Genomic DNA, 26,566 nt, shown 5'->3' with positions numbered 1-26,566 from the left:
GCATTGACGCGACCGTCAGGTCATTGGCGCCGTTGTGGTTCAGCACCCGAACGCCGCCACGCCGGCGGCGTATCGGTCAGGCGCGCTTGAGCGCCGGATAGTCCGTGTAGCCCTCGGCACCGCCGCCATAGAACGTCTCCTTCTGCGGTGCGGCCCAGGGCAGGTCGTCGCGGATGCGCTCGACGAGGTCGGGGTTGGCGATGAAGGGCCGGCCGATCGCCACTGCGTCCGCCTTGCCGCTGGCGACGGCGTCCAGCGCCATGCGGCGGTCATAGCCGTTGTTGGCGACGTAGGGGCCGTTGAAGCGGCGGCGCAACTCGGCGTAGTCGAACGGCGCGATGTCCCGCGCGCCGCCGGTGGCGCCTTCGACGACCTCCAGGAAGGCCAGCTTCAGCGGCGCCAACTGCTCCGCGACATGGTTGAAAAGGGCCTGCGGGTTGCTGTCCTGGCCGATGTCGTTGCTCGGCGTGACCGGGCTCAGGCGCAGCGCCGTGCGGCCGGCGCCGATGGTGCCGGCCACCGCCGTCATGACCTCGATCAGCAGGCGGGCGCGGTTCTCGATGGAGCCGCCGTACTCGTCATTGCGGTCGTTGGCGCTGTCACGCAGGAACTGGTCGAGCAGATAGCCGTTGGCGCCGTGGACCTCGACGCCGTCAAAGCCGGCGGCGATGGCGTTCTTGGCGGCCTGCACATAGTCGGCGATCAGCTGCGGGATCTCATGCGTGGCCAGCGCCCGCGGCTCGTCGGTGGGCACCAGTTCGCCATAGGCCGCATAGGTCTTGGTCTTGGCGGCGCGATTGGTGGACGACACCGGCTGCTGGCCGCCCGGCTGCAGGCTCTTCAGCGAGATGCGGCCCACATGCCAGAGCTGCACGACGATCTTGCCGCCTTCGGCATGCACAGCGTCCGTCACCTGCTTCCAGGCGGCGATCTGCTCGGGCGTGTGGATGCCCGGCGTGTCGAAATAGCCCTGGCCATCGGGGCGGATCTGGGTCGCCTCGGTGATCAGCAGGCCGGCGCCGGCGCGCTGGCGGTAGTACTGGACATGCAGGTCGTGCGGGGTCTGGCGCGTGGCACGGTTGCGCGTCAGCGGTGCCATGACGACGCGGTTGGCCAGCTGGATGTCGCCGAAGCGGATGGGGTCGAAAAGAGTGCTCATGGGGCCGATATGGGGCGAAGGAGGATGGCTGCAAGGCTAGTCGCGACACGCTTTCCCCGGTTCAGCGGGGTTGATCCGGCCTGTGTTAGCGACAATCGAGCCATGCTCGCCTACCGCCACGCCTTCCATGCCGGCAACCATGCCGACGTCCTCAAGCACCTGGTGCTGACCCGCGTGCTGCGCTACATGGGTGAAAAGGACAAGCCCTACACCCTGATCGACACCCATGCCGGCGCAGGCGGCTACTCGGTCGAGGGCCGCTATGCGCAGAAGAAGGGCGAGTACGCCGAAGGCGTGGCGCGGCTGTACGACCGCAAGGACCTGCCCGCGCCGCTGGCCGACTACCTGGACCTGGTGCGCGCCTTCAACCCAGACGGCCAGCTGCGCCAATACCCCGGCTCGCCGGCCATTGCCAACATGCTGCTGCGCGAGACAGACCGGCTGCGCGTCTACGAGCTGCACTCGACCGACCACCGCATCCTGGCCAGCTACCTCGAGTCGCGCCCGCAGACCCAGGTGCGCGACACCGACGGCTTTGCCGCCATCAAGGCCGAGCTGCCCTCGCCGACGCGCCGCGCTGCCCTGCTGATGGACCCGTCCTACGAGATCAAGACCGACTACGGCAAGGTGCTGGCGGCGCTGCGCGAGGCGCTGGAGCGGGCGGCCGACACCGTCGTCATGATCTGGTACCCGCAGCTGCAGCTGCTCGAATCCACCCAGCTCGCGCAGCGCCTGAAGGCCAGCGCCGACGCCGCCGCCAAGAAGGGCTGGCTGCATGTCCGCCTGACCGTGGCCGCACCCGCCGACCGCCCGGACGGCAAGGGCCTGGGCATGCTGGGCAGCGGCATGTTCATCGCCAACCCGCCGTTCACATTGCATGACGAGCTGGCTGAATGCCTGCCCGTGCTGGTCGAGCGCCTGGGCCAGTACGACGGCGCGAACTACGTGTTGGAACAAAAAGTGGCATGACGGAGTCCAAGCCGGTCACGATGGAGCAGATCGCCGCCCTGGCCGGCGTGTCGACCATCACCGTCTCGCGCGCGCTGCGCGACAGCCCCTCGGTCACGCCGGCCACGCGCGAGCGCATCAAGACGCTGGCCGAGGCCGCCGGCTACCGCTTCAACCACCATGCCCGCAACCTGCGGCTGCGCCGCAGCCACATGGTGGCCGTCATGCTGGAGATGCAGCCCGACACCGACCGGCCCATGACCGATGCCTACCCGCTGCAGCTGCTTGGCGGCATCACGCAGGAGCTGACCTCGCGCGGCTACAGCGTGCTGCTGTCGGCGCTGCAAAGCCCCGGCCAGGGCATGGCGGCATCGGCCGATGGCCTCATCCTGCTCGGCCAGGGCGCCAACGGCTCGGCGGTGAAGTCGGCCGCGGCGATGGGCCTGCCGATGGTGGTCTGGGGGGCCGAGCATGGCCGTGGTGACTCGGTCGTCGTCGGTGGCGACAACGCCCATGGCGGCGCATGTGCGGCCGAGCGACTCATCACGCTGCAGCGGCGCGAGCTGCTCTTCCTCGGCGATGTGCGCCATGCCGAGATCCGCGACCGCCAACAGGGTTTTGCCAAGACGCTGAAGAAGGCCGGGCTCAAGACCCAGACATTGACACCGGCCGCCTTCACCTTTGGCGCCGGCTTCACGGCCGTTCAGGCGCATCTCGCCAACCTCGGTCGAGGCGGCAAGGCGCCCGACGGCCTGTTTGCCGCCAGCGACCTGCTCGCCATGGGTGCGGTGCGCGCCTTCACCGACGCCGGGCTGGCGGTGCCTGACGCGGTCTCGGTGATCGGCTATGACGACTCGCCCGCCGCCCAGAGCTTTGCGCCGCCGCTGACCAGCGTGCGCCAGGACTGGCATCACGGCGGCGTGCTGCTGGCGCGCAAGGTGCTGGACCTGATCGGCGGCCAGGACGCGGCCAGCGAGATCATGCCGACCGAACTGGTCGTTAGAGCGACCTAACCGCCTGCCTGGGCCACGTCCGCCTCGGCCTCGGGCCACAGCGCCGGGAAGTAAAAGCGCAGCGCATGCAGCGGCAGGCCGAAGCGCACGCGGCCTTGCGGGCTGTCGCTGGCCAGCAGGCCGCGCTTGAGCAGCGCTGTGAGCAGGCTCACGGCGGTGCGGTCGCCCAAGCCGGTCATGCGCTTGAATTCGCCACGCTCCAGCGCAGTGCCGCTCAGGAAGAGGTAGTGCAGCGGGCGTAGCGCCTCAATGCGGGCGCCACTTTTCAGCGAGGTCTGCTCAAAATTCAGGCAGGCTGCGATGCGACCTTCCATGGCCGGCAGTTGCAAGAGGCCAGACATGAAGCGCACTTGGTCGATGCAGGTCTCCAGCACGTAGGCAATCCAGTCCACGAGCGCGGCTTCGCTGAGATTGCCGCGGCCATCCAGATCGCCGCGCCGAGGTTCGTCGGCAGCGGCGATCAGGCCGTAGTAACGATCCACGCTGCGTGCGAAGCCGCGCAGCGGGGACCACAGGCCTTGCGTGTAGCCCAGGGCACCCAGCGCCAGGTGGGTATGCAGGCGCATGACGCGGCCATTGCCGTCGATGAAGGGGTGGATCGAACCCAGCCGCTGGTGCGCCGCCGCCAATGCCACCAAGCTGGCCTCGCCTCGGCGTACGCCGCCATACACGGAGCCCCAGCGTTCGATCAGCGCCGGTAGGCTGGCAGCGGCCGGTGCGATGTGCCGGCCCACCTGAACCTCGCGGCTGCGCAGTTGGCCGGGACGGAGGTTCTCACCTTCGTCGGTATGCAGATCGCTGGCCGGCAGCCGGGCAAACAGCTCGCGGTGCAGCTGGGCCAGCGAGGCCGGCTTGTAGAGGGCGCACAGGCCCACGTCGCCCATGAAATGCGGCTCCAGCGCCGCTTCGGCCTCGATGTGTGCCAACGCCAGCCGCTGGCGGGCAGCCAGCTTGGTGTCGGCCGAGAAGTCGTGCTTGAGCGCCTGCTCCAGCTCCAACGGCCGCGTGTGCTGGCCCTCGATGCGGTTGGAGTAGTAAGAATTCATCGCCCGCAGCAACGCACGCAATTCCTTGGGTGCGGGCTGCGCAGACATCGCCAGTGCGGCGCTACTCAGGTCGTGCGCTTGGGTAAGCAGGGGCTCCAGCTTCGCCTGGCGGGGCAGCAAGGGTTCGAACTGATGCGGAGAGTCGTAAAGTTCTGTGACCAAAACTGCGCACTTCGATAGTGTCGTAATCTATTGAATTACAACACTATTGTACTTCTTGTGCGGAGTTTTCTGCGAACTTCATTGCGAGTCAGTCCAGAACGACTTCCGTGCGGATGATGCCAGCGCGCTCGGCGCTGGCCGACAGCGCCAGGCGCGTGCCCACCGGTGCGCGCACCACCCATTCGGCCACGGCACGGTCGCCGGTCGGTTGCTTGTTGAACAGGAAGGCGAGCTGGCTCTGCTTGGGCGCGTGCCCTTCGAGCTGCGGGCCTTCCATGCGCTCCTTGCCGTTGACGAGGCTGATGGCCGGGTCGCCGCTGGGCAGGTGGATCTCGAACATGACGCCGCGCACCGTCTTGCGCTCCAGGGCGCGCTGCGTCACATAGGCTGGCAGATAGCCGGCGTTGGCCACGGCCATGCGCACCCGCCACATGTCGGGGCCCAGCGCCCGCACCTCGGTGCGGATCAGCTCCAGCTTGGGAAGGCTCATGGCTATCTGCGTCATCCAGGCCGGGAAGCGCGCCGCCTCGCGTTCGCGCAGGGCCGGCGGCGGGTTGCGCCAGTAGTTCATCTTGTCCCAGCCGCCGATCTCCACCGAACCCAGCTGCGGATGCTGGAAGGGCGTCCATTCGACATGGGCCTTGCCGCCGCACTGCTCGTCGCTCCACTTCAGCAGCTTGACGTCGTCCTCGACCGGATGCTGCCGGTACCAATCGATGAACTTCTTGACCTCGAGGCCGGCCTCCTTGCTCGGGGACCACAGCTCGACGACCCAGAACAGCGCGCCCAGGTGCTCGTAGACCCAGTCCTGGGTGCCGGTGATGACGTCCTTGGGGTGGTAGCGGAAATCCTCGTAGATGCTGACGGCGGGGTAGCCGGTGTGCTTCTCGCCCAGGGCCGAGAAGTTCTGGAACAGCCACAGGTCCTCGGGCGTCATGTCGTTGTCGCTGCGGGTGCCGCAGGGGCGCAGGATGACGCCGCTGTGGGTGTGATAGCTGATGGCCGCGCCGATGTTGGGATGCTGGGTGATGAAGTCCACCATGGCCCGCACTTCGGGCTCGCTGGTCGGGTAGGGGCCGGCACCGAGCTGTTGGAACTCCTGGCGCCACTCGCCGGGGAAGTTGCGGTTCAGGTCCAGGCCTTCGCGATCGGCGTTGACCTTGACCGTCAGCCCGTCGTGGTTCTTGATGAAGCCCTCGGGGATGAGGCGGTAGTACTCGCCGCCCTGCTCGCCGGGCTCGCGCGCCACCATCAGCCGCGGGTCGCCAGCGTGCTTCTTGTAGCCGCCATGCGGATCGGGCACGCGCATGGTCAGAATGCGGCCGTCGCCATCGACGTCCTCGATGGTCAGGCCGTCGACGGCCTCCTCGGTGTAGGGATAGGGCCGCGTCGAGCTGCGGATGTGGCGCGGCCGGTCGGCCAGGGCCAGCTCGGCACCATCGGGGTTCAGGCGCGGCACGATGTAGAGGGTGCGCGTGTCCAGCAGGCGGTTGATCTGCTGGGCCTCGGCCGACGTGCCGCCGTGCTCCTTCAGCAGGTGGTGCACGTAGTACAGGCAGGTCGTCGACGCGGTCAGTTCGGCGGCGTGGATATTGCCGTCGATCCACATCGCCGGCTTGTCGATGTCCATGCCGCTGGCCAGGTTGGTGACCACGATGACCCAGATGTCGCGGCCCTCGTAGCTCTTGCCGATGGAGCGCACCGACACCAGGTTGGGGCGGGCTTCGGCGTAGGCGAACAGCAGGGCCGTCAGCTCGTCGTAGCGGTAGAAGTGGTCGAAGCGCGGGTTGGGCAGTGGCAGGGGCATGGCAGAGGTCTGGGAGGGGTGATCCCAAGAACTAGGGGCATCTGGAGTGGCGCGGATTGTCTGACTCGACATGACCAGTTCCCCCAGGGTTTGCCCGGGCGACAGCGCTTACTGGCCCTTGAACAGGGCCTGGAACTGCCGAGACACGGGCAGCTTCTCGTCGCGCCCGCGCAGGGTCACGACCATGGTGCCCTCGTCCACGCGGATGGCCCGCGCGATGCAGCGGCTGTTGACCAGCACCGAGCGGTGGATCTGCCAGAACTGGTCGGGGTCGAGCTGGGTCAGCAGCTCGCGCAGCGGCGTGCGGATCAGCGCGTCGCCGCCCTGGTGGACGACGCGGGTGTAGCGGGCATCGGCTTCGAAGTAGACGATCTCGTCGGGCGGTATCAGCTGCACCTCGCGGCCGACGCTGGCCTGGATGGGCCGCGGTGCCGGCTTGTGCGGCACGAGACCAGCCAGCAGGCGCTGCAGGGCCGCCGTGTCGGGCGCCGGCTGGGCGATGCGGGCACGCAGACGGGCGAGGGTCTGGGCCAGGCGCATGTCGTCCACGGGCTTGAGCACATAGTCCACCGCGCCGGCATCGAAGGCCGCCAGGGCCTGGTCGTCGAAGGCCGTCACGAAGACGATCAGCGGCGGTGCGGCCAGCGCCGACAGGCGGCGCGCCACCTCCAGGCCGGTCAGGCCGGGCATGCGGATATCGAGAAAGGCGATGGCCGGCTCGTGCGCCAGGCAGTCGTCCCAGGCCTCGGCGCCATTGGTGCTGGCGGCAACGATGTCCAGCTCAGGCCAGAGGCGGGTCAGCGCCGCGCGCAGCTGCTCGCGCGGGGCTTCCTCATCGTCGGCGATCAGGGCGTTGGTGGGGTTCATAGGGTCAGGGTGGCGATGCAGCCGGGTTGGGCATCGGCCAGGGTCAACATGGCATGAGGGAAGGCGCTTACCAGGCGACGGCGCGTGTTGGACAGGCCTACGCCCTCGGTCCAACCCGGCGCGAGGCCGGGGCCGTCATCACTGATCGTCAGCACGAGGCGGCCGGCCTGTTGGCGCGCGGTGATGTCCAGGTGGCCGCCGCGCAGCTGGGGTTCGATGCCGTGGGCGATGGCGTTCTCCACCAGCGTCAACACGATGCCGGGCGGCAACTCGGCATCGAGCTCGGCCGGCACGTCGATGCTGAAGGCCAGTCGCGCGCCCAGCCGCGCCTGCATGATGGTCAGGTAGCGGCGCACCATCTCGATCTCGTCGGCCAGCGGCTGCAGTTCACGCTCGAACATCGGCAGCGTGGCGCGCAGATAGGCGGTGAAGTCCCGCAGCAGCGGCGCGGCGCGGGCGTCGCCGGTGTCCACCCAATGCTGCAGCGAGGCGAGCGTGTTGAACAGGAAATGGGGCTGGATCTGGGCGGCGGCCAGGCGGGTCTGCAGGCGCAGTGCCGCGTCCTGGTCGGCCAGCTCGCGCAGCCGCGCCTCGATCTGCTGCACGCGGAACACCGTCAGCATCCACCAGGCGCTGAGCACGCCGGTCATGGCGGCGATGAGGGTGATGTTCTCGCGCATGACCCAGTCACGTTCGCCGTGGCGAATCAGGCCCACCGCGACGACAAGCACCAGCAGGGCAGTGCCGTAGCAGTACAGGTTCAGCCGCCGGCGCGTCGGATGGCGCCACAGGGAACGCGACACCCGCAGCGTCAGCGCCGCCAGCACGCACCAGAAGAACCACCACATCAACGCGGTGCCCCAGCCGGTGCCCTCCCGTGTGAACAACAGGGCCGGCAGCATGGTGGCGAGGTTCAGCGCCACATAGCTGTCCACCGCCACCGGCCAGGGCTGCATGCCGGCCTGGGCCATTTCGTCCCGCGTGAACACCCGCAGTGGCCCGGGGTAGAACCACTGGCGGCAATGCAGGTTGTCGAGCAGGGAAGGCATGCGGGCGAGTCTAGGTGGCGTGCCGCGCAGGCCGTCCCGGCATGCGGCGAACGGCAGGCCCGCCCGCATGAATGGTTTCCCGACCGATCGGTCGGGAAAAGTGCAAAATGCCGGCATGCCACCATGGACAGCCCTTGACCTCCGGCGCCGCGACGACGGCGTCGCCGTGCTGACGATGAACCGCCCGGCCGTGTTCAACGCCTTCGACGAGACACTGATCGCCGAGCTGGAGGCCGCCTTTGCGCAGCTGGGCGGCGACGCCGGCGTCCGTGCCATCGTGCTGGCCGGCGCCGGCAAGCATTTCAGCGCCGGCGCCGACCTGCAGTGGATGCAGCGCGCCGCCGCCGCTTCTCAGGACGACAACCTCGCCGACGCCCGCCGCTTCTCGGCCATGCTGGCGCGCATCGCTGAAGCGCCCAAGCCGACGATCGCCCGCGTGCAGGGGGCGGCGCTCGGTGGCGGCGTCGGCCTCGTCTGCGCTTGCGACCTGGCCGTCGCGTCCGAGGCGGCAAGCTTCTCGGTCAGCGAGGCCCGCATGGGCATCCTGCCGGCGGTCATCGGGCCGCATCTCGTCAATGCGGTCGGCCTGCGCGAAGCGCGGCGGCTGGCACTGACGGCCAGCCGTATCGACGCCACAGAGGCCCAGCGCGTCGGCCTGGTGCAGCGCGTCGTGCCCGCCGATGGGCTGGATGCCGCCATAGACGCCTTCATCGCCGACCTGCTGGCCTGCGGCCCCGCAGCCCAGGCCGAGATCAAGCAGCTCTACGCACGCCTGGCGCCCGGCCCGGTCACCCCCCAGGCTCGCGAGCTGACCGCCCAGACCATCGCCCGTGTGCGCACGACGTCCGAAGCCCGCGAAGGCTTCGCGGCCTTCCTCGGCAAGCGCAAGCCCAACTGGACATCCAACCCATGACTCTGAACGACTCGCGCATCCTCGTCGTCGGCGCCGGCCTGATGGGTGCCGGCATCGCGCAAGTGGCCGCTCAGGCCGGTCACCAAGTGGCGCTGTTCGACGCACGTGCCGGTGCAGCCGAGGCGGCCAGGAGCAAGCTCTCGGCGATGCTGAATGGCCTGGTCACCAAGGGCAGGCTGACGGCCGATGCGGCGCAGGCGGCGCTGGCGCGCATCACACCGGTCGAGGCCTTGGCACCGGCCGATCTCGTCATCGAGGCCATCGTCGAGAACCTCGACGTGAAGCGCGCGCTGTTTGCTGAACTGGAAGCGCTGCTGCCGCCCGAGGCTGTCATCGCGACCAACACCTCGTCCATCTCGGTCACGACGCTGGCGCGCGGCATGCAAAAGCCCGAGCGCCTCGTTGGCATGCATTTCTTCAACCCCGTGCCACTGATGAAGCTGGTCGAGGTCGTGTCCGGCCTTGGCACCTCGCCCGAAGTCGCGCAGGCGGTCTTCGACCTCGCCGCCCGTTGGGGCAAGACGGCGGTGCACACCCGCTCGACGCCCGGTTTCATCGTCAACCGCATCGCCCGGCCCTATTACGCCGAGACACTGATGCTGCTGCAGGACCGTGCCGCACCGCCCGAGCTCATCGACGCGCTGTTGCGCGCCGCGGGCTTTCGCATGGGGCCCTGCGAGCTGATGGATCTGATCGGCCATGACACCAACTTCGCCGTGACCCATTCGGTCTTCGCGGCCAACTTCTTTGACCGCCGCTTCACGCCCTCGCTGGTGCAGCAGGAGCTGGTCGACGCCGGTTTCCTCGGCCGCAAGAGCGGGCGGGGCTTTTACCGCTATCCAGAAGGGCCGCCGGCCCTGCCGGCCGTCAGCATTGCGCCGCCACGGGCGGCCCGTCTCGTTGTGCATGGCCGCGGCGCCCTGGCCGAGCGCTTCGTCGCCAACCTGCCCGAGGCCGTGCGCGAACTGGACAGCGACTGGGTCGGCGTGGCTGTCGATGGCCGCCAACTGCGTCTGACCGACGGCCGGCGCGCGCGCGAATTCGGGCCCGGTACGGCGGTGTTTGACCTGCCGCTCGCCCCCACCGGCGACCTCGCCTATGCCGGCGACGCCACCACGGCCGCATGGCTAACCCGGTTGGGCCTGGTGCCGCGCGCCATGGCCGACTTGCCCGGTCTCGTCGTCGCGCGCACGATTGCGATGCTGATCAACGAGGCGGCGGATGCTGTCGCCCAGGGCGTCTGCGATGAGGCCGGCGCGGATGCGGCGATGAAACTTGGCGTCAACTATCCGGCCGGGCCCTTCGAATGGCTGGCCTTCTGGGGCTCCGCACCGGTCGCCGCGCTGCTGAACCGACTCGATCACCACTATCGCGGCGAGCGTTATCGCGTGAGCCCGTATCTGCGATGAGCCCCTCGCCCAGCCCTGCGCCGCTGAACGCGGGCATGTCCGGTCGGTCCCCCGAGGGGACGGCGATGCTTGCGGCATCGAGCCGCAAGCACATCGCCAAGGCGGGCCGGCTAGGGAGCGGCCCGTCGCTCGGCCCGCAAACCTGAACATGAAACGGAACACTCAATGAACCAAGCTTTCATCTGCGACGCGATTCGCACACCCTTCGGCCGCTACGGCGGCGCGCTGTCCTCCATCCGCGCCGATGACCTGGGCGCGCTGCCGATCAAGGCGCTGATGGCCCGTAATGCCAATGTCGACTGGGCCCAGGTGGCCGACGTCATCTACGGCTGCGCCAACCAGGCCGGCGAGGACAACCGCAACGTCGCCCGCATGGCCGCGCTGCTGGCCGGCCTGCCCGTGGACGTGCCCGGCAGCACGGTCAACCGCCTGTGCGGCTCGGGCCTGGACGCCGTCGGCACCGCCGCGCGCGCCATCCGCGCCGGCGAGGCCGGGCTGATGATTGCCGGGGGCGTCGAGAGCATGAGCCGTGCGCCCTTCGTCATGCCCAAGGCGGAGTCAGCCTTCAGCCGCGCCAACGCGGTCTATGACACGACCATCGGCTGGCGCTTCATCAACAAGCAGATGAAGGCCCAGTACGGCGTTGACGCCATGCCCGAGACGGCCGAGAACGTCGCCGCCGATTTCGGCATCGAGCGCGAGGCCCAGGACCGCATGGCGCTGGCCTCGCAGATGAAAGCGCTCGCAGCGCAGAAGCGTGGCTTCTTCGAACGTGAGATCGTGCCCGTGGAGGTGCCGCAGAAGAAGGGCGAGCCGGTTCGCGTGCTGCTGGACGAGCATCCGCGCGAGACCAGCATCGAGGCGCTGGCCAGGCTCAAGGGCGTCGTCAAGCCAGAGGGCAGCGTGACGGCTGGGAATGCGAGTGGCGTCAACGATGGTGCCTGCGCGCTGCTGCTGGCCAGCGAATCCGAAGCGGCCCGCCATGGCCTCAGGCCCCGCGCCCGCGTGGTGGGCATGGCCACGGCTGGCGTCGCGCCGCGCATCATGGGCATCGGCCCGGCACCGGCGACGCGCAAGGTCATGGCGCTGACCGGGCTGACGCTGGCGCAGATGGACGTCATCGAATTGAACGAGGCGTTTGCCGCCCAGGGCCTGGCCGTGCTGCGCGACTTAGGCTTGGCGGACGACGACGCCCGCGTGAATCCCAACGGCGGTGCGATTGCACTGGGCCACCCGCTCGGCGCCAGCGGCGCGCGGCTGGTGACGACGGCGATCAACCAGCTCGAAGTGACGAATGGCCGCTATGCGCTGTGCACCATGTGCATCGGTGTGGGCCAGGGCATCGCCCTCATCGTCGAGCGCGTCTGATCACTCGAAGAAGAGTCGGCTGATGCCCTTCAGGCTGACCAGGTTGCCCGGGTTGCTGGTCTCGTTGAGCACCCCGCCCATGCGGGCAAGCAGGCGTGAACTCTTCTTCGCTCGCCAGATCAGCAGGTCGGCCAACCAGGGGTGGGCGTTGACGCGGTTGGCGCGCTCGTACAGGTCGAACTTGGGCTTGAGCGCCGTGAGGCTGGCCTCGTAGGCGGCTCGGGCGGCGGCATCGTCGTCGCGATGCCTGATCAGCGCATCTGCCGCCAGCATGCCGGTCTCCATGGCCTTGCCAATGCCTTCGCCGGTGAAGGAATAGGTGCTGCCGGCCGCCTCGCCGGTGACGAGCAGACCGGGGCGCGTCCAGGTGGCGCCGGTCAGCGTGCAACGCAGCGGAGCGCCCTTGAGCTCACCGACCAGCTCGCCCACGCGCATCAGCTCCGCTGCCGGCGCGTATTTGGCGACAAAGGCATCAAAGATGGCGCGCAGATTGACGTCCTTCTTCTGCCCTTTGCCGCCGCCGAGGTCCTTGTGGCTGTCGGTCACGCCGACGCCGATGTTGAAATGACCATCAGGCGCCGGGAAGATCCAGCCGTAGCCCGGCCGCACCGACTTGTCCCAGACGACTTCCAGCGCCTTGATCTTGCCGACCATCTGCGGCGCCTTCACATAGCCGCGCAGGGCCACGCCGCTGGGCGTGTGGCGTTCGCACATGCCGGCGGCCGTCAACGCCTTGGGGACGGCGCCGGTCGCGAGCACGACCCAGCGTGCCTTCACTTCGACGATCTCGTCGCCCCGCTTGAGTCGGGCGCCGACGACACGGCCGTCGGCTTCCAGCGGGGCCTCGAAGCGCGCCTGCTCGAAGCGAGCGCCGGCGTCCTGGGCGGCCTGCAGCAGCAAGGCGTCCAGCTCCTTGCGCGGCAGCACCGCCAGTGAGCCTGGCACGTCAATGCGGCCGCCCCGCGGGCCGATGCAGCCGACATGGGCCACGGCCTGGGCGCGGCGCATGACGTCGTCCAGCAGACCCAGGCGGGCCAGGGCCCTGTGGGCGTCCGGGATCAGGCCGTCGCCGCAGATCTTGTCGCGGCCGGGCGGGTGCTGGTCGACCAGCAGGACATTCACGCCCGATCGGGCCAGCAACCTTGCGCAGGCGCTGCCGGCGGGGCCTGCGCCGATGATGAGAACGTCGGTATCTGAAGGGAAGGCTGTCATGGCGGTGGTCGGGAGCGCGCCTATTTTCGCAGCCGAAATGAAAAAGGCCCGCCGAGGCGGGCCTTGCAGACGCCGGCACGCAGCCGGCGCATCACGTCATCAGAAGCTGTAGCTGCCGGTCACGTAGACGGTACGCATCAGCGGGCTGGCGTAACGCGGGTCGTAGCCGACCTGATGGCCTGAAGAGTCACGCAGCGTCAGCGGCGGTGCCTTGTTCAGCAGATTGGTAATGCCCAGACGAAGTTCCAGCGCCTTGCTCCACTTGTACGAGCCCTGGTAATCCAAGGTGAAGTACTCGGGAACGTCGAGCGCGATGGTCGTGTTCTTGCCTGTCGACAGGTCACGAACGGTCTGAACGCGGTCGAGGTACTTGCTGCGGTACTTGAACAGCAGCGAATTGGTCAACGCACCTGTCTGGAGCTTGAACTGCGTGCTGAAGATGTTGCGGAAGGTGACCGCAGCGTTTTCGCCGTAGTGGCCCATGCTGTCCGTGAAGTCGTTGCTCGTGCCCGCGCGGGTATACGAGGACTCGATCATGTACGTGCCAGCCAGCGAAGTCGTGAGTCGACCGACCGAGGGGATATCCACGCGACCTTCGAGCTCCCAGTCGATACCCTTGGTGATGGCTTGGCCGATGTTGGTCGACAAGGCCATGAAGGCGTAGTAGTTCGACGTTTCAGCCGGTTGCTTGTAGGTCGTGAACAGGCTTTGGTACTTCTGCGGATCGCCGAAAGCCTGGTTCGCCGACACGCCGCTGACCGCATCGCGCAGCTTCACCTGCCAGTAGTCGAAGGCGGCGCTGAAGCTCGAGGTCGGTTCGACGCGGATACCGATGGTGGCCTGCTTGGACCTCTCGGCCTTCAGGTTCTCGTTGCCGCCGCTCAGCTGTGTGTACTGTGCCTTGCCGGGCTTGCAGGGCGGCGAGCCGCTACCGTCGCCAGGGAACGGGCAGTCGTAGCTGGACGCCGTGACGCCGTTGGAGACCAGCGGCTGCGCGATGTCCAGCATGTCAGGCGCCTTGAAGCCCGTGCCATAGGAGCCGCGCAGCATCACCTGATTGGAGATCTGGTATTTGCCCGACAGCTTGTAGGTCGTCGCCTTTTCGGTCTTGCCGAAATCGCGGTTGTTCACCGCGTCCTTGATCTTGCTGATGCTGTCGTAGCGCAGCGACGTGTTGACCTCCAAGCCCTTGATGACCGGGATCTGCAATTCAGCGAACACGCCGAGGTTGTCGCGCTCCAGGTCGTATTGCGGATTGGCGCCGAAGTTGTAGATGACGCCGTTGACCGCATCGCTGGACGGTGTCTGCTTGTAGTGGTAGTTGCGGACGTCCGCCCCGACACCCAGGCTCACCGCCCCGGCGGGCAGGTTGAAGATTTCGCCGGAGGCGCGCACGTCGCCGCCCTTGAGCGTCGTGGACGCAGTGCGGATGCTGCCGTGGTAGATGGAGTCGCCGATCAGCTTCTGGGCCGCCGCGCTCTGGTTGCCCGACGGCACGAAGGGGTCGATCGCGAGCGTGTTGACGATGTTCGTGAACTCGGTGGTCTTGAAATAGCCGCCGATGTAGTGTTCGTCCAGTGCGTTTTGCGACCAGGTCAGCGCGCCGTTGATGTTCCAGCTGCCGATGTCGGCTTCGGCGCCGACGACGACGTGCTTGGAATCGGTGAAGGTTTGCGAATCACGAGTTCCGAAGTCCGTGGCACGGAAGCCCGCCGTGACGGTGCTGACACGGGCCTGCTGCGCGGCGGTCAGATACGGCGAGACGTACTTGTTGTACAGCGCCGATCCAACCGGGATTGCGATGGGCACCGGGTTGGGCGCGATGCGGGCGATCAGGTCGTAGCGGGTGTAGGCGATATCAGAGAACAGCTTGACGTTGTCGCTGAGTTTGAGCTGACCCGTGACGAAAGCCGAATCACGCTTGTATTCGGGATAGATGTCAATCGTGGAAACGAAGTCGAACGCGCATTGCGCCGTACCGACCTTGGCCGTGCCGCCTGCCGGAATGGTGTTGGCCAGGCTGTAGAAGTTGTTCGGCGCGCACTGCCCCTTTTCCATCAGGTAGGGGTTGAAGGAGTAAGCGCCGAGCGTCGCGGTGTCGGCACCGATCTTCTTGAACGTCACCTGGGCATTGGCCGGGTCGGCGGACGTGCTGGTGCGGTCGTAGACGTAGTTTTTGCCCTGGAGGCTGACGGGCAGGTAAGCCGACTTGGCGAAATCGCGATCACCCGACTTCAGCTTCTTCTGGTCGTCGTGGCGGTAGGTGGCCACGATGTTGAAGCGGTCGCGCTCGATGTCCCCGAAGCCATACGTGAGGGAGATGTTGGCCGACTTGCCACCGCCTTCCAGTGGGTCTGAGTACCCGACAGTGATTTCACCGCCCTGCTTGTTGCGCTTGAGCACGAAGTTCACGACGCCGGCAATGGCGTCGGAGCCATAGAGAGCGGATGCGCCGTCCGTCAGCACTTCGATGCGGTCGATCGCGCTCATGGGGATCGAGTTCAGGTTGACGCGACCACCGTCACCCGTAGGGGCCAGACGCCGGCCGTTGAGCAGCACCAGCGTGTAGGCCTGGCCGATGTCGTGCAGTGATGCAAAGGCGGTGCCGCCAGAGTTGGTGCCGATGGCAATGTCGGGAATCTGGAAGCCCTGCATGGCGGGGATGCGTTGCAGCAGTTCGGACACGCTGGTGGCGCCGCTGACCTTGATCTGCTCAGAGCTGATGACTTGCACGGGCAGTGCGCCCTCGCTTGCGATCCGCTTGATGCTGGAACCCGTGATCTCGACGCGCTCCAGCTGTTGCTGCGCGAGAGCCGGCTGCATGACAGCAGCGAGACAAGCCAGCGCTGCGGCGCTGACGGCGTGACGTTTGAACATCGATGAAACTCCTGACGATAAAGACAGCTTGCCGGCCTGGTGGGCCACGAAGCAACAGTCCACAGCCCGGCCGTTGTGCCGGGGAGAACGCCCGGAAGTGTGAGGAAAGTTTGCTGGTGACCCTTGGGGGTTCGTACCAATTGAGCGGACGGCGCCGTTCCGCAGTGACGCTTTCGACTCGTTTTGCCTGGCAACCCCTAGATTGCCGTTGGCTTGTCGACGGAAAACGTTGCAAAGATGAGACGCCGAGCAGGAGGTCGCCAATAGCTTTTGCGACAAAGCAACATTGCAGCAACTGGCCGGGGCCGCCCACTCGCGGGGGGCTTTCATGCCGAATCGGTCATCTGGCATAACGAAACAGGGTTGTGGGCTGCCTTGTTCGGCGGTATCAAGGCGCGAACAGGCCGTGCCGGCGCAACGAAGCAGCCACCCATCCAATCCCGCCATCGCCATTAAAACGGTCGGTTACAGCGTTGGCGCGCGAAGTAGGTCAGGACCACTGGTCAAGCTGACTGCCCCTTCCTTCAACCGCCGGGCCAGTTGCGGTTTGTCGCCGCGCCCGAGTGCCACCAAGACAGGGGCGGCGTGTCGGCGGAGAAGTTGCCGAGGAGCCGGCATAAAAAAACCGACCTGTCAGATCGACGGGTCGGTTGCGAGTACCGAGGACGGGCCCGTCAAGGCCCCCCTGTTGCAAGCGCTTAGAAGCTGTAGCGCACGCCCACGTAGTAGCGACGGCCGATGGCGTCATACGTACCGGCATCGGTCTCGGCGCCGGTCACGTTGCCTGGCAGGCCCGAAATGATCGGGGGAGCCTTGGCGTCGAACAGGTTGTTCACACCGGCGTAGAACTGCGCCTTGCCCCACTTGTAGCTGCCCTGCAGGTCGAAGTAGGTCTTGGAACCGATCTTGCCTTGTTCCTTGCGGGCGTCGGATACGCAGTCGCCGTTCGCGTCGACGTTGCACAGCTGGGCCATGAACTGATCGTCCAGATAGGCCTTGCCGATGAAGGTCGTCGTCGTGTTGATCGCCCACGGACCCGAGGCGTAGCCCAGGTTCAGCATCCAGCGGTTGCGCGAGTTGCCCACTTCACTCAGCGAGGTGTCCTTGTCCGCATCGTCAGTCGGCTTGTTCCAGGCATCCAGCAGATGCGTCCAGGTCAGGCGTGCCGACAGCGTGCCGGGGCCCACCTTCTCTGCGTAGCTCGAGGTGAGGTCAATGCCCTTGGCGCGCTCGCCACCGCTGTTCACCGGCGCCTGGTTGATGTACTCCAGCGAACCGGCGCTGTAGGCGCCCTGCACGGCCGTACGGCGCGTGATGAAGCCGCAGTACAGCGGGTTGGCCTTGTTGAAGCACTGGTCCAGCGTGTAGGCACGGCCCGGGCTGTTGATGGCGTCGGCGATCTTGATGTCGTAGTAGTCGGCCGTGAACGTGAAGTTCTTCAACAGGTCGAAGGTCTTGGGTGTCAGCACGACGCCCACGGTCAGCGAACGGCCCTTCTCCGACTTCAGGTTCACGTTGCCCGAGTCGAAGCCGCTGATGCCTTGCACGTCGGCCTGGCTCAGCGTGAACTTGCCGCCGTTGGCGGCCATGTTGGCCACGACACCGGGGTAGCTCTTGCAAGCCGTGCCCAGCGCGCTCGTGTCGCTGGACAGCACGTTGGCGCAGGGGTCGATGATGCCGGTCGGGAAGGTCTGCGAAGCGCCCTGGTACAGGTCGCCCACATTGGGCGCGCGCGTCGATTGCGCCAGCGTGGCCCGGGTGCGGAACGTCGAGTTCATGGCCCAGTCCAGGCCCAGGTTCCAGCTGTTGGTACCGCCGACGCTGGAGTAGTCACCGTGGCGATAGGCAACCGTGCCGTCCAGGCTCTTCACCAGCGGCAGGTTCTTGAGCAGCGGCAGTTTGGCTTCGACGAACAGCTCGCGGACGAAATAACGGCCTGCCGTGTTGGCCAGCGCATTGCCGGCGTTCAAGCCGGACTGCGTCAGCGCGTCGAACTCGGTAGACGACGATTCCTGGCGCCATTCATAGCCAGCGGCAATGCCGACGGGGCCGGCGGGCAGCTCGAACGCGTCACCGGACACCGAGGCGCCGGCCATCTTCTGCGTCACGCGGGTGTTCAGCGAACTCGGGGCGTTGATGTACTTGGCCGCAGCCGCGCTCAGCGTGTTGGCGCCGAAGATGTTGGCCGGCACGCAACCCTGCTTGCGAGCATCGGCGCTTGCGCAGATCGGGGCGCCAAAGGCATCTTTGATGACGTTCAGCGCATTGAACAGATTTGGCGTGTTGATCTGGCCGGTGCCAGTCTGGCCTTCACGGGTGAAGCCATAGCCGACGAAGGTTTCGTAGGACCAGGTCTTGGTCAGGTCGCCCTTCAGGCCACCAACGACACGGAAGGTGTCGCGACTGGCCGACGACGTGCGGTCGGCGACGTCGGACATGCGGCGGGTGAAGTTGTAGTCCTTCAGACCATCGCCGTTGCGGTCCGTCATCAGCGCCAGCAGGGCTGGGGGGATCAGCGGGTTGGCGACCTTGACGCCGTTGACCAGCGTTTCGGCCGGGATGTTGCCGCCGCCCGGGGTGACCTGCACAGCCGAGTCCAGCGGGAAGGGCTCGAGGTGGGTGAAGGTCTTGGTGTTGGCGTAGGTGCCTTCGAAGAACAGGTTGTGCGACTCGCTGATCGCATAGTCGCCCTTGGTGGCCATCAACACGCGGTCTGTCGGGATCGCAATGGTGCGCACGGCGGAGCGGTTGTAGCCGGTCGCACCGACGCCGTCGCCGGCGGGCCCGTTGGACGAGAACGGGATCAGGTTGCCGTTGGCGTCGAAGGTGCGGCTGGTCGCCGTGCCGGCGCCGTTGGTATAGAAGAAACGACCTTGAGGCGCGAAGCTCGAGTAGAACGGCTTCACGATGGTGAAGATGTTGGCGGCGTCGCCGGTCAGGCCGCCACCTTCCGAGATCTGGTCGATGGCTGCGAAATCGCGGTCACGGGAGAACACGGCGCCCTGCTTGCTGACGGCGAAGTGGGCCATGACGTTGCCCTTGCCGTTGGCCGAATTCGTGCCGAACGTGATGCCGAACTTCTTCAGCGTGTCGTCCTGCTTGGCGCTCTGGCCGAACGAAGCATCCAGGTTGACGCCTTCGAAGTTGCGCTTCAGGATGATGTTGACCACGCCAGCCACGGCGTCGGAGCCGTAGGTGGACGAGGCGCCACCGGTCATCACTTCAACCCGCTCGATGAAATCGGTCGGGATGGTGTTCAGGTCGACGGCCATGGAGCCCGGGACGCCAGACACATAGCGGCGGCCGTTCACCAGGACCAGGGTTCGGTCGATGCCCAGGTTACGCAGGTCAATGGTGGACACGCCGGCGCTCGAAGTCGAGAAGTTCGAATTCGTGCGGCTGATGGAAGGCGTGCCGAAGGTCGGGTTCTTCAGCAGCAGGTCCTGCAGGTTGGTGACGCCCGAGGCCTGGATGTCGGCTGCCGTCATCACCTGGATGGGCGCTGCCGATTCGGCGTTGACGGACAGGATGCGGCTGCCCGTGACTTCGACGCGCTCCAACTGTTGTTGGGCCAAGGCCGGCAGGGTCGCCGCAGCCAGGCAGGCCAGCGCCGCTGCGCTCAATGCATTTCGTTTGAACATAGATAACTCCAAAGGGGATCGATCACCCGCTCGGCGTGGTGGCCAAGGCTTGACTCGCACCGCGGTGACGCGGCGAAGAGGGCAGTAGTCTGAGCGACCCAACCCGGCCGCCACCTCGGGTTCCCCCTAATTGAGTCGCCGCGCGGGCTGCAAGCTTGCTGTAACCCTATGAAAGCCGAGGGAAAGCTTCGTCAGTTCATCCCGAACTGACGAGCCTTTGTTGTCTGGAGACGACGTAATCCCCGCAGACTGAATGTTAACGAATGTATTGAGGCGTTGCCGCGGCGTATCGGCGGCGTATTAGCGGCCTTTCACCTTCAAGCGCCAGGCATGCAGCAGCGGCTCGGTATAGCCACTGGGCTGGGCCTCTCCCTTGAAGACCAGATCGAGCGCCGCCTGCATGGCCGCGCCCTGCGGGTTGGCGGCCAACGGCTGGTAGGCCGGATCGCCGGCGTTCTGGCCGTCCACGACGCGGGCCATGCGGCTGAAGGTCTCGCGCACCTGCTCGGCCGTCACGACCCCATGGCGCAGCCAGTTGGCGATGTGCTGGCTGCTGATGCGCAGCGTGGCGCGGTCCTCCATCAGGCCGACGCCGTTGATGTCGGGCACCTTGGAACAGCCCACGCCCTGGTCGACCCAGCGCACGACGTAACCCAGGATGCCCTGCACGTTGTTGTCCAGCTCCTGCTGGCGCTGCTCCGCCGTCCAGTCCACCTTGGGAGCAACCGGAATCGTCAGCAGCGCGTTCAGGATGCCCTCGCGTTCGGCGGCGAGGTCGACCTTCTCCAGCTCCTGCTGCACCGCGGCCACGCTGACCTGGTGGTAGTGCAGCGCATGCAGGGTCGCGGCGGTGGGCGAGGGCACCCAGGCGGTGTTGGCGCCGGCCTTGGGGTGGGCGACCTTCTGCTCCAGCATGGCCGCCATCAGGTCGGGCATGGCCCACATGCCCTTGCCGATCTGGGCGCGGCCGCGCAGGCCGCAGGCCAGGCCTGTCAACACATTGCTGCGCTCATAGGCCTGGATCCAGCTCGCCGCCTTCATGTCGCCCTTGCGCAGCATGGGGCCGGCGCGCATGGCGGTGTGCATTTCGTCGCCGGTGCGATCCAGGAAGCCGGTGTTGATGAAGGCGACGCGGCTGGCGGCGGCGGCGATGCAGGCCTTGAGGTTCACGGAGGTGCGGCGCTCCTCGTCCATGATGCCCAACTTGACGGTGCTGCCCGGCAAGCCGAGCAACTGTTCGACGCGGCTGAACAGCTCGGCGGCGAAGGCGACTTCGGCCGGGCCGTGCATCTTGGGCTTGACGATGTAGACCGAGCCGGTGCGGCTGTTGCCGCGGCGCTGGAGGTCGTGCATCGCGATGGTCGTCGTGACGACCGCGTCCATGATGCCCTCGGGGATCTCGCTGCCGTCATCGAGCAGGATGGCCGGGTTGGTCATCAGGTGGCCGACATTGCGCACGAACATCAGCGAGCGGCCATGCAGCGTCAGCGTGCCGCCGCCGGGCGCCGTGTAGACGCGGTCGGCATTCAGGCGGCGCGTGAAGCTCCTGCCGCCCTTGGCCACCTCCTCAGTCAGCGTGCCGAGCTGGATGCCCAGCCAGTTGCGGTAGGCGAGCAACTTGTCTTGGGCGTCGACAGCGGCGACGGAGTCTTCCAGGTCCAGGATGGTGGACAGCGCGGACTCCAGCACGACGTCGGCGATGCCGGCCGGGTCCGTCTTGCCGATGGGCGTGTTGCGGTCGATGCGGATGTCCAGGTGCAAGCCGTGGTGGACCAGCAGCACGCTGCTGGGCGCGTCAGGGGCGCCCTGGTAGCCGGCGAAGGTGGCCGCGTCGGCCAGCCCCGTCACGTCGCCCGAGGCCAGCGTGACGGAGAGCTGGTCGCCCTCGATGCGGTAGGCCACCGCCTGGCTGTGCGAGCCTTCAGCCAACGGTGCCGCCTGATCCAGCACCTGGCGGGCGAAGGCGATGACCTTGGCGCCGCGCACCGGGTTGTAGCCACCGTCGCGGGTGGCACCGTCGGCCTCGGAGATGGCATCGGTGCCGTACAGCGCGTCATACAGCGAGCCCCAGCGCGCATTGGCCGCGTTCAGCGCATAGCGCGCGTTCAGGATGGGCACGACGAGCTGCGGGCCGGCTTGCAGGGCCAGCTCGGCATCGACGTTGGCGGTGGTCGCCTGCACCTGGGCGGGCGGCTCGACGAGGTAGCCGATGCGCTGCAGGAAGCCGCGGTAGGCCGGCATGTCGGTGATGGGGCCGGGATGGGCCTCGTGCCAGGCGTCCAGCTCGGCCTGGAGTCGGTCGCGCTCGGCCAGCAGCGCGCGGTTCATCGGCGCCAGCTCATGGGCGATCCGGCTGAAGCCGGCCCAGAAGGCGTCAGCCGAAACGCCGGTGCCAGGCAGCACTTCGGTGTCGATGAAGCGGGCCAGGTCGGCATCGACCTGCAGGCGGTGGAGGGTGGTGCGAGGCATGGCGGGACTCCTGCGAGAAGGCAACAACGGATGTCGCCAATCTAGCTGCGTCGCGTGTCGGGATTCGCTGCGGAGCACGCCATTCATCTGTGACAAAAACGCAAAGATCCTTCATGAAACCGCTGTCTTTGCGTCTGTCGCCCAGCACAATCCGGGGCATGGACAAGCTCAAGCAGATGGAGTCCTTCGTCCTCGTCGCCGGCAAGGGCAGCTTGACGGCGGCGGCCCAGGCCGAGGGCGTCGCGCCTGCCGTCATGGGCCGGCGGCTGGACGCGCTGGAGGCGCGCCTGGGCGTCAAGCTGATGCTGCGTACGACGCGGCGGCTGACGCTGACGTCCGAGGGCCAGGCCTTCCTGGAGGACTGCCAGCGCCTGATCGCCTCGCTGGCCGATGCGGAAGCTGCCGTCAGTGCCGGCGGCCTCAAGGCCAGTGGCCATCTGCGCGTGACGGCGCCTGCCGGCTTCGGCCGCAGGCATGTTGCGCCGCTGGTGCCGGGCTTTCTCGCCGAGCATGCCGACCTCAGCCTGTCGCTCAACCTCAGTGACCGCGTCATCGACATCGTCCACGAGGGCTTCGACTGTGCCGTGCGTGTGGGCGACCTGCCCGACTCCAGTCTGGTCAGCACGCGGCTGGCCGACAACCGGCGGCTGTGTGTGGCCGCTCCCGGCTATCTGAAGCGCGCCGGCACGCCGAAGCACCCCGATGAGCTCGGCCGCCACGCCTGCCTGACGTTGAGCTCCGAGGCCAGCCAGGTGCGCGGCTGGGCCTTCCAGATCGACGGTGCCGTGCAGCATCTGCGTCCGGTCGGCCGGCTCGATTGCAGCGACGGTCAGGTGCTGCACGACTGGTGCGTGGAAGGAATGGGCCTGGCATGGCGCAGCACCTGGGAGGTCGAAGCCGACCTGGCTGCGGGCCGCCTGGTCAGCGTGCTGGACGCCTTCGCTGCGCCGCCCAACGGCATCTATGCGGTGTTCCCGCAGTCGCGTCATCTGCCGCTGCGCACGAGGCTGTGGGTGGAGCATCTGCGCGCGCATTACGGGCGGGCCGATTACTGGCGCAGCTAGCGGTCGTCCTCAACCCAGAGGACGGCGAGGGGTATGCCCCGATGCAGCTGTCATCGCGGCGGCCTCTGATGGCCAATCCGCCTAGTCGCCGTGAGGCGCCAGGCGTCGCTGTGGCGGGCTGCGCGATGCCCACCCGACCACAGCCCGTCCACCGGGCGTCGCCAACAAGGAACGGAGAATTTCCATGAAGAAGACGACCGGGTTTCGAGAGCCGCGGCGCACCCTCCTTGCGACAGTGGCGCTGGCCCTGCCGCTGGTGGCAGCAGCGGCGCAGGGCAGTGAATGGAGCAGTGCGGGGGGTGACCGCGAGAACACACGCAGCCAGGCGTCCGAGCACAAGCTCGGCGTTGGCAATGTCAACCAGCTGGCCGTCAAATGGGCGCTGACGATGGCGGGCGACGTTTCGGCCACACCGGCCGTTGATGGCGATACGGTCTATGTACCCGACTGGGCTGGCTATCTCTATGCGGTCAACCGCAGCAATGGCAGCGTGCGCTGGGCCGTCTACCTGCCTTCGGTAACCGGCATTCCGCGCGACAAGGCCCGCGCCACGCCGGCCCTGGGCGGCGGCAAAGTGGTCATCGGCACCCAGGGTTCCATCCTGGCGGGCGGCGGCCCTGGCGGCCGGGTGTTGGCCTTCGACAAGGACACCGGGGCGCTGGCCTGGAGCACCCAGGCCGATCCGCATTTCGCGGCCATCATCACGCAGTCGGCCACCATTCATGGCGACCAGGTCTTCGTTGGCGTCGCGTCGCAGGAGGAGGCCCTTGCCGCCTTCGTGCCGGGCTACCAGCTGTCCTTTCGCGGCAGCATGCTGGCGCTTGACCTGAAGACCGGCGCCATTCGCTGGCGGACGACGCTCGCGCCGGCCGGCTACACCGGCAATGCCGTCTGGGGCAGCTCGCCTGCCGTCGATACCTCGCGGGGTGCGGTCTACATCGCCACCGGCAACAACTACTCGGTGCCGCCGCCCGTGCTGGCCTGCGTGTCGGCCGCCGGTGCCGATCCGGTGGCCAAGGCCGCCTGCCTGCCGGTGAACGATTATTTCGACAGCGTCCTGGCCCTCGACATGAAGACGGGGGCCGTGCGCTGGGCGACCCGTGCCATCCCCTATGACGCCTGGACGGTGGATTGCATCCCCTTCTTCGGCGACGGGGACAACTGCCCGTCGCCGGCAGGCCCGGACTACGACTTTGGCCAGGCGCCGGCGCTGTTCAAGTCCAAGGCAGGCAAGGGAAAGCCGGTGGAACTGCTGGGCCTCGGGCAGAAGAGCGGCCAGTACTGGGCGCTCAACCCGGACACCGGCGCGGTGGCCTGGGTCACCCAGGCCGGCCCAGGAGGCACGGCGGGCGGCCTGCAGTGGGGCTCGGCGACGGACGGCACGCGCATCTACACGGCCAACGCCAACAGCAACGGGGTGCCGTGGATGCCGACAGGCGCCAGCGCGCCGACGACGCGAGGCGCCTGGTTCGGCCTCGACGCGGCCACCGGCGCGATGGTGTGGCAGACGCTGGACCCGCTACCGCCGGGCGGTATCGGCGGCGGCCCCTCGGGCCCGGTGACGACGGCCAATGGCGTCGTCTACGCCTGCTCGCTGGACGCGACTGGCCGCATGTACGCGATGAACGGTGCGAACGGCGCCATCCTGTGGAGCTATCCGAGCGGCGGCTCCTGCCTGTCGGGCGCGGCCATCGCCGACGGCACGCTCTACTGGGGCTCGGGCTACAGCAACTTCGGCTTCGGCACGCCCAACAGCAAGCTCTACGCGTTCTCGTTGCCAGATTGAGGCACGGCACTCGCGCAGGCCAACTGCCTCAGCGGCGGGCCTGCGCGCTCAGTCCCCGATTTGCACCTTGGCCCGTTTGCCCGCCCACGCGTCGAACTTGGCCGCATAGGCCTCCTCGATGCGGTTGCGCTTGACCTTGAACGTCGGCGTGATGAAGCCGTTGTCCACGGTCCAGGGCGTCTTGATCAGCACGAGCGTGTCGAGCTGCTCGTGCGGGTCCAGGCGGGCGTTGACGTCGTCCAGGTGCTTGCTGAGTTCGGCCATCAACGCCGTGCGTTCGGCCTCGGAGCTGGCGCGCTGCAGGCCCTGCGGCGACAGCATCGCGATGCCCAGCGGTTGGCCCATGTTGGCGCCGGCCACGCAGCAGGCCTCGATGTTGGGGTTCATGCCCAGCTTGTCCTCGATGGGCGCCGGGGCGACGTACTTGCCCTTGCTGGTCTTGAACAGGTCCTTCACGCGGCCGGTGATGCGCACGCAGCCGTCGCCGTCCTGGGTCACCTTGTCGCCGGTGTGCAGCCAGCCATCGGCGGTCAGCGCGTCGGCGGTCAGGCCCGGCTCCTTGAAGTAGCCCATCATCAGCGCCGGGCTGCGCATCTGCAGCTCGCCGTTGGCCGGGTCGATGCGGGTCTGCACGCCGCCATAGGCCGGGCCGACGGTGCCGCGCTGGTTCTTACCCGGCATGGTCATGTGCGACAGCGCCAGGTTCTCGGTCATGCCATAGCCCTCGTTGATGTGCAGGCCCAGCATGCCGTACCACTCCAGCAGCGCCACCGGCATGGGCGCGGCGCCGCCGACGGCGATGCGGCACTGGTCCAGGCCCAGCGCCTTGAGCACCTTCTTGCGCACCAGGCCGCCGATGATGGGCAGGCGCAGCAGCTTGTTCATCTTCTGCGGCGGCATCTTGGCCTGCACGCCCTGCTGGAACTTGACCCAAAGGCGCGGCACGCTGAAGAAGATGGTGGGCCGCGCGCGCTGCAGGTCGGCGGTGAAGGTGTCCAGCGATTCGGCGAAGAACACCTTGAGCCCGACCTTCAGCCAGCTGTGCTCGACGAGCACGCGCTCGGCCACGTGGGCCAGCGGCAGGTAGGACATCATGCGATCGCTGGCGCTCATCGGGAAGCGGTCCAGGCCCTCGGCGATGGCCCAGGCGAAGGCGCCGAAGTTGTGCATCACGCCCTTGGGGTTGCCGGTCGTGCCCGAGGTGTAGATCAGCGTGCAGAGCTCGTCGGCGCCGCGCGTGACCTCGCCCTTCATCGGCTCTGTGCGGGCGCAGATGGCGTCCCAGCCCTCGTAGTTCTTCTTCACGTCGTCGGGCGACAGCGCGTAGCTGGCGCCGGGCAGGCTGGGCAGCACGCCCGGCTTCATGCCTTCCCAGCCGTCGAGTTTGCCGATGAAGATGAAGCGCGCCTCGCTGTGCGTGAGGATCTGCGTGATGGTGTCGGCCGCCAGCGTCGGATACAGCGGCACGGAGACATAACCGGCCATCCAGATGGCGAGGTCGGTCATCAACCACCAGGCGCAATTCTTGGACAGCATCGCCACCTTGGCGTCGGCCGGCCAGCCCTCGGCGGCGCCCTTGGCCTTCAGGAAAGCGGCCATGCGGCGCACCTGGTCGCTGACCTGGGCCCAGGTGAAGTCCTTGACCTCGGGGCCGCCCATGGGTTGTGTCAGCGTGACGGTGCTACCGGCAGTGCGCTCCCAGTGATACAGGCGTTGCAGGGCGAGCTGGTCGGCGGCGATGGTGGCCATGGGCGTGTCTCCTCAGACTTCTTTTTC

17 protein-coding genes are annotated in these 26,566 nt (G+C 67.3%); 7 read left to right on the top strand and 10 right to left on the bottom strand.

Features of this window, described 5'->3' with window-relative positions; genetic code table 11:
- Nucleotides 1-76: 76 nt before the first annotated feature.
- The gene (locus ASC95_RS16720; RefSeq protein WP_057298836.1) at nucleotides 77-1,159 is read right to left on the bottom strand and encodes an alkene reductase; all 1,083 of its coding nucleotides are present in this window, start codon (nucleotides 1,157-1,159) and stop codon (nucleotides 77-79) included.
- 102 nt (nucleotides 1,160-1,261) lie between these two features.
- On the opposite strand from ASC95_RS16720, the gene ASC95_RS16715 reads away from it, so the two are divergent.
- Nucleotides 1,262-2,128, top strand: coding sequence for a 23S rRNA (adenine(2030)-N(6))-methyltransferase RlmJ (locus ASC95_RS16715; protein WP_057298835.1), 867 nt, complete (start codon nucleotides 1,262-1,264; stop codon nucleotides 2,126-2,128).
- Nucleotides 2,125-3,120 carry a substrate-binding domain-containing protein gene (locus ASC95_RS16710; protein WP_057298834.1) on the top strand — a complete coding sequence of 332 codons (996 nt, stop codon included), beginning with the start codon at nucleotides 2,125-2,127 and terminating at the stop codon, nucleotides 3,118-3,120. Before ASC95_RS16715 ends, ASC95_RS16710 begins: the two co-directional genes overlap by 4 nt.
- Here the strand turns inward: ASC95_RS16710 and ASC95_RS16705 are convergent.
- From ASC95_RS16705 to ASC95_RS16690, 4 genes are all read right to left on the bottom strand, one after another.
- Nucleotides 3,117-4,214 carry a Fic family protein gene (locus tag ASC95_RS16705; protein WP_235537950.1) on the bottom strand — a complete coding sequence of 366 codons (1,098 nt, stop codon included), beginning with the start codon at nucleotides 4,212-4,214 and terminating at the stop codon, nucleotides 3,117-3,119. The genes ASC95_RS16710 and ASC95_RS16705 overlap by 4 nt on opposite strands.
- 202 nt (nucleotides 4,215-4,416) lie before the next feature.
- Entirely contained in the window at nucleotides 4,417-6,135 is a 1,719-nt protein-coding gene (locus tag ASC95_RS16700; protein WP_057298832.1) for a M14 family metallopeptidase, read from the bottom strand.
- Between the two features lie 108 nt (nucleotides 6,136-6,243).
- A complete protein-coding gene (locus tag ASC95_RS16695) occupies nucleotides 6,244-7,002 on the bottom strand; it encodes a LytTR family DNA-binding domain-containing protein (protein ID WP_057298831.1) in 759 nt (252 codons plus the stop codon).
- Nucleotides 6,999-8,051 carry a sensor histidine kinase gene (locus ASC95_RS16690; protein WP_057298830.1) on the bottom strand — a complete coding sequence of 351 codons (1,053 nt, stop codon included), beginning with the start codon at nucleotides 8,049-8,051 and terminating at the stop codon, nucleotides 6,999-7,001. The genes ASC95_RS16695 and ASC95_RS16690 overlap by 4 nt, the downstream gene beginning before the upstream one ends.
- A gap of 115 nt (nucleotides 8,052-8,166) precedes the next feature.
- On the opposite strand from ASC95_RS16690, the gene ASC95_RS16685 reads away from it, so the two are divergent.
- The 3 genes from ASC95_RS16685 to pcaF all read left to right on the top strand — a co-directional run bounded on the left by ASC95_RS16685 (nucleotide 8,167) and on the right by pcaF (nucleotide 11,741).
- On the top strand, nucleotides 8,167-8,964 hold the full coding sequence (locus tag ASC95_RS16685) for an enoyl-CoA hydratase-related protein (protein ID WP_057298829.1): 798 nt from the start codon (nucleotides 8,167-8,169) through the stop codon (nucleotides 8,962-8,964).
- Entirely contained in the window at nucleotides 8,961-10,373 is a 1,413-nt protein-coding gene (locus ASC95_RS16680; RefSeq protein WP_057298828.1) for an FAD-dependent oxidoreductase, read from the top strand. Before ASC95_RS16685 ends, ASC95_RS16680 begins: the two co-directional genes overlap by 4 nt.
- A gap of 165 nt (nucleotides 10,374-10,538) precedes the next feature.
- Nucleotides 10,539-11,741 carry a 3-oxoadipyl-CoA thiolase gene (pcaF, locus tag ASC95_RS16675; RefSeq protein WP_057298827.1) on the top strand — a complete coding sequence of 401 codons (1,203 nt, stop codon included), beginning with the start codon at nucleotides 10,539-10,541 and terminating at the stop codon, nucleotides 11,739-11,741.
- Here pcaF and ASC95_RS16670 read toward each other — a convergent pair whose 3' ends face one another.
- The 4 genes from ASC95_RS16670 to ASC95_RS16655 form a co-directional block, all read right to left on the bottom strand.
- Nucleotides 11,742-12,953, bottom strand: a complete 1,212-nt coding sequence (locus ASC95_RS16670; RefSeq protein WP_057298826.1) for an NAD(P)/FAD-dependent oxidoreductase — start codon at nucleotides 12,951-12,953, stop codon at nucleotides 11,742-11,744.
- A gap of 99 nt (nucleotides 12,954-13,052) precedes the next feature.
- Nucleotides 13,053-15,830 (bottom strand): TonB-dependent receptor, encoded by a 2,778-nt coding sequence (locus ASC95_RS16665; RefSeq protein WP_057298825.1) that lies wholly within the window; start codon nucleotides 15,828-15,830, stop codon nucleotides 13,053-13,055.
- Nucleotides 15,831-16,528: 698 nt separating this feature from the next.
- Entirely contained in the window at nucleotides 16,529-19,471 is a 2,943-nt protein-coding gene (locus tag ASC95_RS16660) for a TonB-dependent receptor domain-containing protein (RefSeq protein WP_057298824.1), read from the bottom strand.
- A 300-nt stretch (nucleotides 19,472-19,771) separates the two neighbouring features.
- Complete coding sequence (locus ASC95_RS16655) at nucleotides 19,772-21,940, bottom strand: malate synthase G (protein ID WP_057298823.1); 2,169 nt, start codon at nucleotides 21,938-21,940, stop codon at nucleotides 19,772-19,774.
- Nucleotides 21,941-22,098: 158 nt separating this feature from the next.
- Here ASC95_RS16655 and ASC95_RS16650 point away from each other — a divergent pair, with 158 nt between their 5' ends.
- Nucleotides 22,099-23,004, top strand: a complete 906-nt coding sequence (locus tag ASC95_RS16650; protein WP_057298822.1) for a LysR family transcriptional regulator — start codon at nucleotides 22,099-22,101, stop codon at nucleotides 23,002-23,004.
- A 184-nt stretch (nucleotides 23,005-23,188) separates the two neighbouring features.
- Nucleotides 23,189-24,790 (top strand): PQQ-binding-like beta-propeller repeat protein, encoded by a 1,602-nt coding sequence (locus tag ASC95_RS16645; protein WP_057298821.1) that lies wholly within the window; start codon nucleotides 23,189-23,191, stop codon nucleotides 24,788-24,790.
- Between the two features lie 48 nt (nucleotides 24,791-24,838).
- Here the strand turns inward: ASC95_RS16645 and ASC95_RS16640 are convergent, their stop codons facing one another.
- The gene (locus ASC95_RS16640; protein WP_057298820.1) at nucleotides 24,839-26,539 is read right to left on the bottom strand and encodes an AMP-binding protein; all 1,701 of its coding nucleotides are present in this window, start codon (nucleotides 26,537-26,539) and stop codon (nucleotides 24,839-24,841) included.
- Nucleotides 26,540-26,566 lie beyond the last annotated feature (27 nt).

Source organism: Pelomonas sp. Root1217, from assembly GCF_001425705.1.
Classification (GTDB): Bacteria; Pseudomonadota; Gammaproteobacteria; order Burkholderiales; family Burkholderiaceae_C; genus Pelomonas.
This window is presented reverse-complemented; position numbering and strand designations above follow the sequence as displayed.

Bases quoted from the DNA above. Each gene is read 5' to 3' on its own strand.
- pcaF (WP_057298827.1), top strand. From the start codon at position 10,539: ATGAACCAAGCTTTCATCTGCGACGCGATTCGCACACCCTTCGGCCGC.
- ASC95_RS16695 (WP_057298831.1), bottom strand. From the start codon at position 7,002: ATGAACCCCACCAACGCCCTGATCGCCGACGATGAGGAAGCCCCGCGC.
- ASC95_RS16640 (WP_057298820.1), bottom strand. From the start codon at position 26,539: ATGGCCACCATCGCCGCCGACCAGCTCGCCCTGCAACGCCTGTATCAC.
- ASC95_RS16670 (WP_057298826.1), bottom strand. From the start codon at position 12,953: ATGACAGCCTTCCCTTCAGATACCGACGTTCTCATCATCGGCGCAGGC.
- ASC95_RS16650 (WP_057298822.1), top strand. From the start codon at position 22,099: ATGGACAAGCTCAAGCAGATGGAGTCCTTCGTCCTCGTCGCCGGCAAG.
- ASC95_RS16690 (WP_057298830.1), bottom strand. From the start codon at position 8,051: ATGCCTTCCCTGCTCGACAACCTGCATTGCCGCCAGTGGTTCTACCCC.
- ASC95_RS16720 (WP_057298836.1), bottom strand. From the start codon at position 1,159: ATGAGCACTCTTTTCGACCCCATCCGCTTCGGCGACATCCAGCTGGCC.
- ASC95_RS16705 (WP_235537950.1), bottom strand. From the start codon at position 4,214: ATGTCTGCGCAGCCCGCACCCAAGGAATTGCGTGCGTTGCTGCGGGCG.
- ASC95_RS16680 (WP_057298828.1), top strand. From the start codon at position 8,961: ATGACTCTGAACGACTCGCGCATCCTCGTCGTCGGCGCCGGCCTGATG.
- ASC95_RS16710 (WP_057298834.1), top strand. From the start codon at position 2,125: ATGACGGAGTCCAAGCCGGTCACGATGGAGCAGATCGCCGCCCTGGCC.
- ASC95_RS16665 (WP_057298825.1), bottom strand. From the start codon at position 15,830: ATGTTCAAACGTCACGCCGTCAGCGCCGCAGCGCTGGCTTGTCTCGCT.
- ASC95_RS16715 (WP_057298835.1), top strand. From the start codon at position 1,262: ATGCTCGCCTACCGCCACGCCTTCCATGCCGGCAACCATGCCGACGTC.
- ASC95_RS16685 (WP_057298829.1), top strand. From the start codon at position 8,167: ATGCCACCATGGACAGCCCTTGACCTCCGGCGCCGCGACGACGGCGTC.
- ASC95_RS16700 (WP_057298832.1), bottom strand. From the start codon at position 6,135: ATGCCCCTGCCACTGCCCAACCCGCGCTTCGACCACTTCTACCGCTAC.
- ASC95_RS16655 (WP_057298823.1), bottom strand. From the start codon at position 21,940: ATGCCTCGCACCACCCTCCACCGCCTGCAGGTCGATGCCGACCTGGCC.
- ASC95_RS16660 (WP_057298824.1), bottom strand. From the start codon at position 19,471: ATGTTCAAACGAAATGCATTGAGCGCAGCGGCGCTGGCCTGCCTGGCT.
- ASC95_RS16645 (WP_057298821.1), top strand. From the start codon at position 23,189: ATGAAGAAGACGACCGGGTTTCGAGAGCCGCGGCGCACCCTCCTTGCG.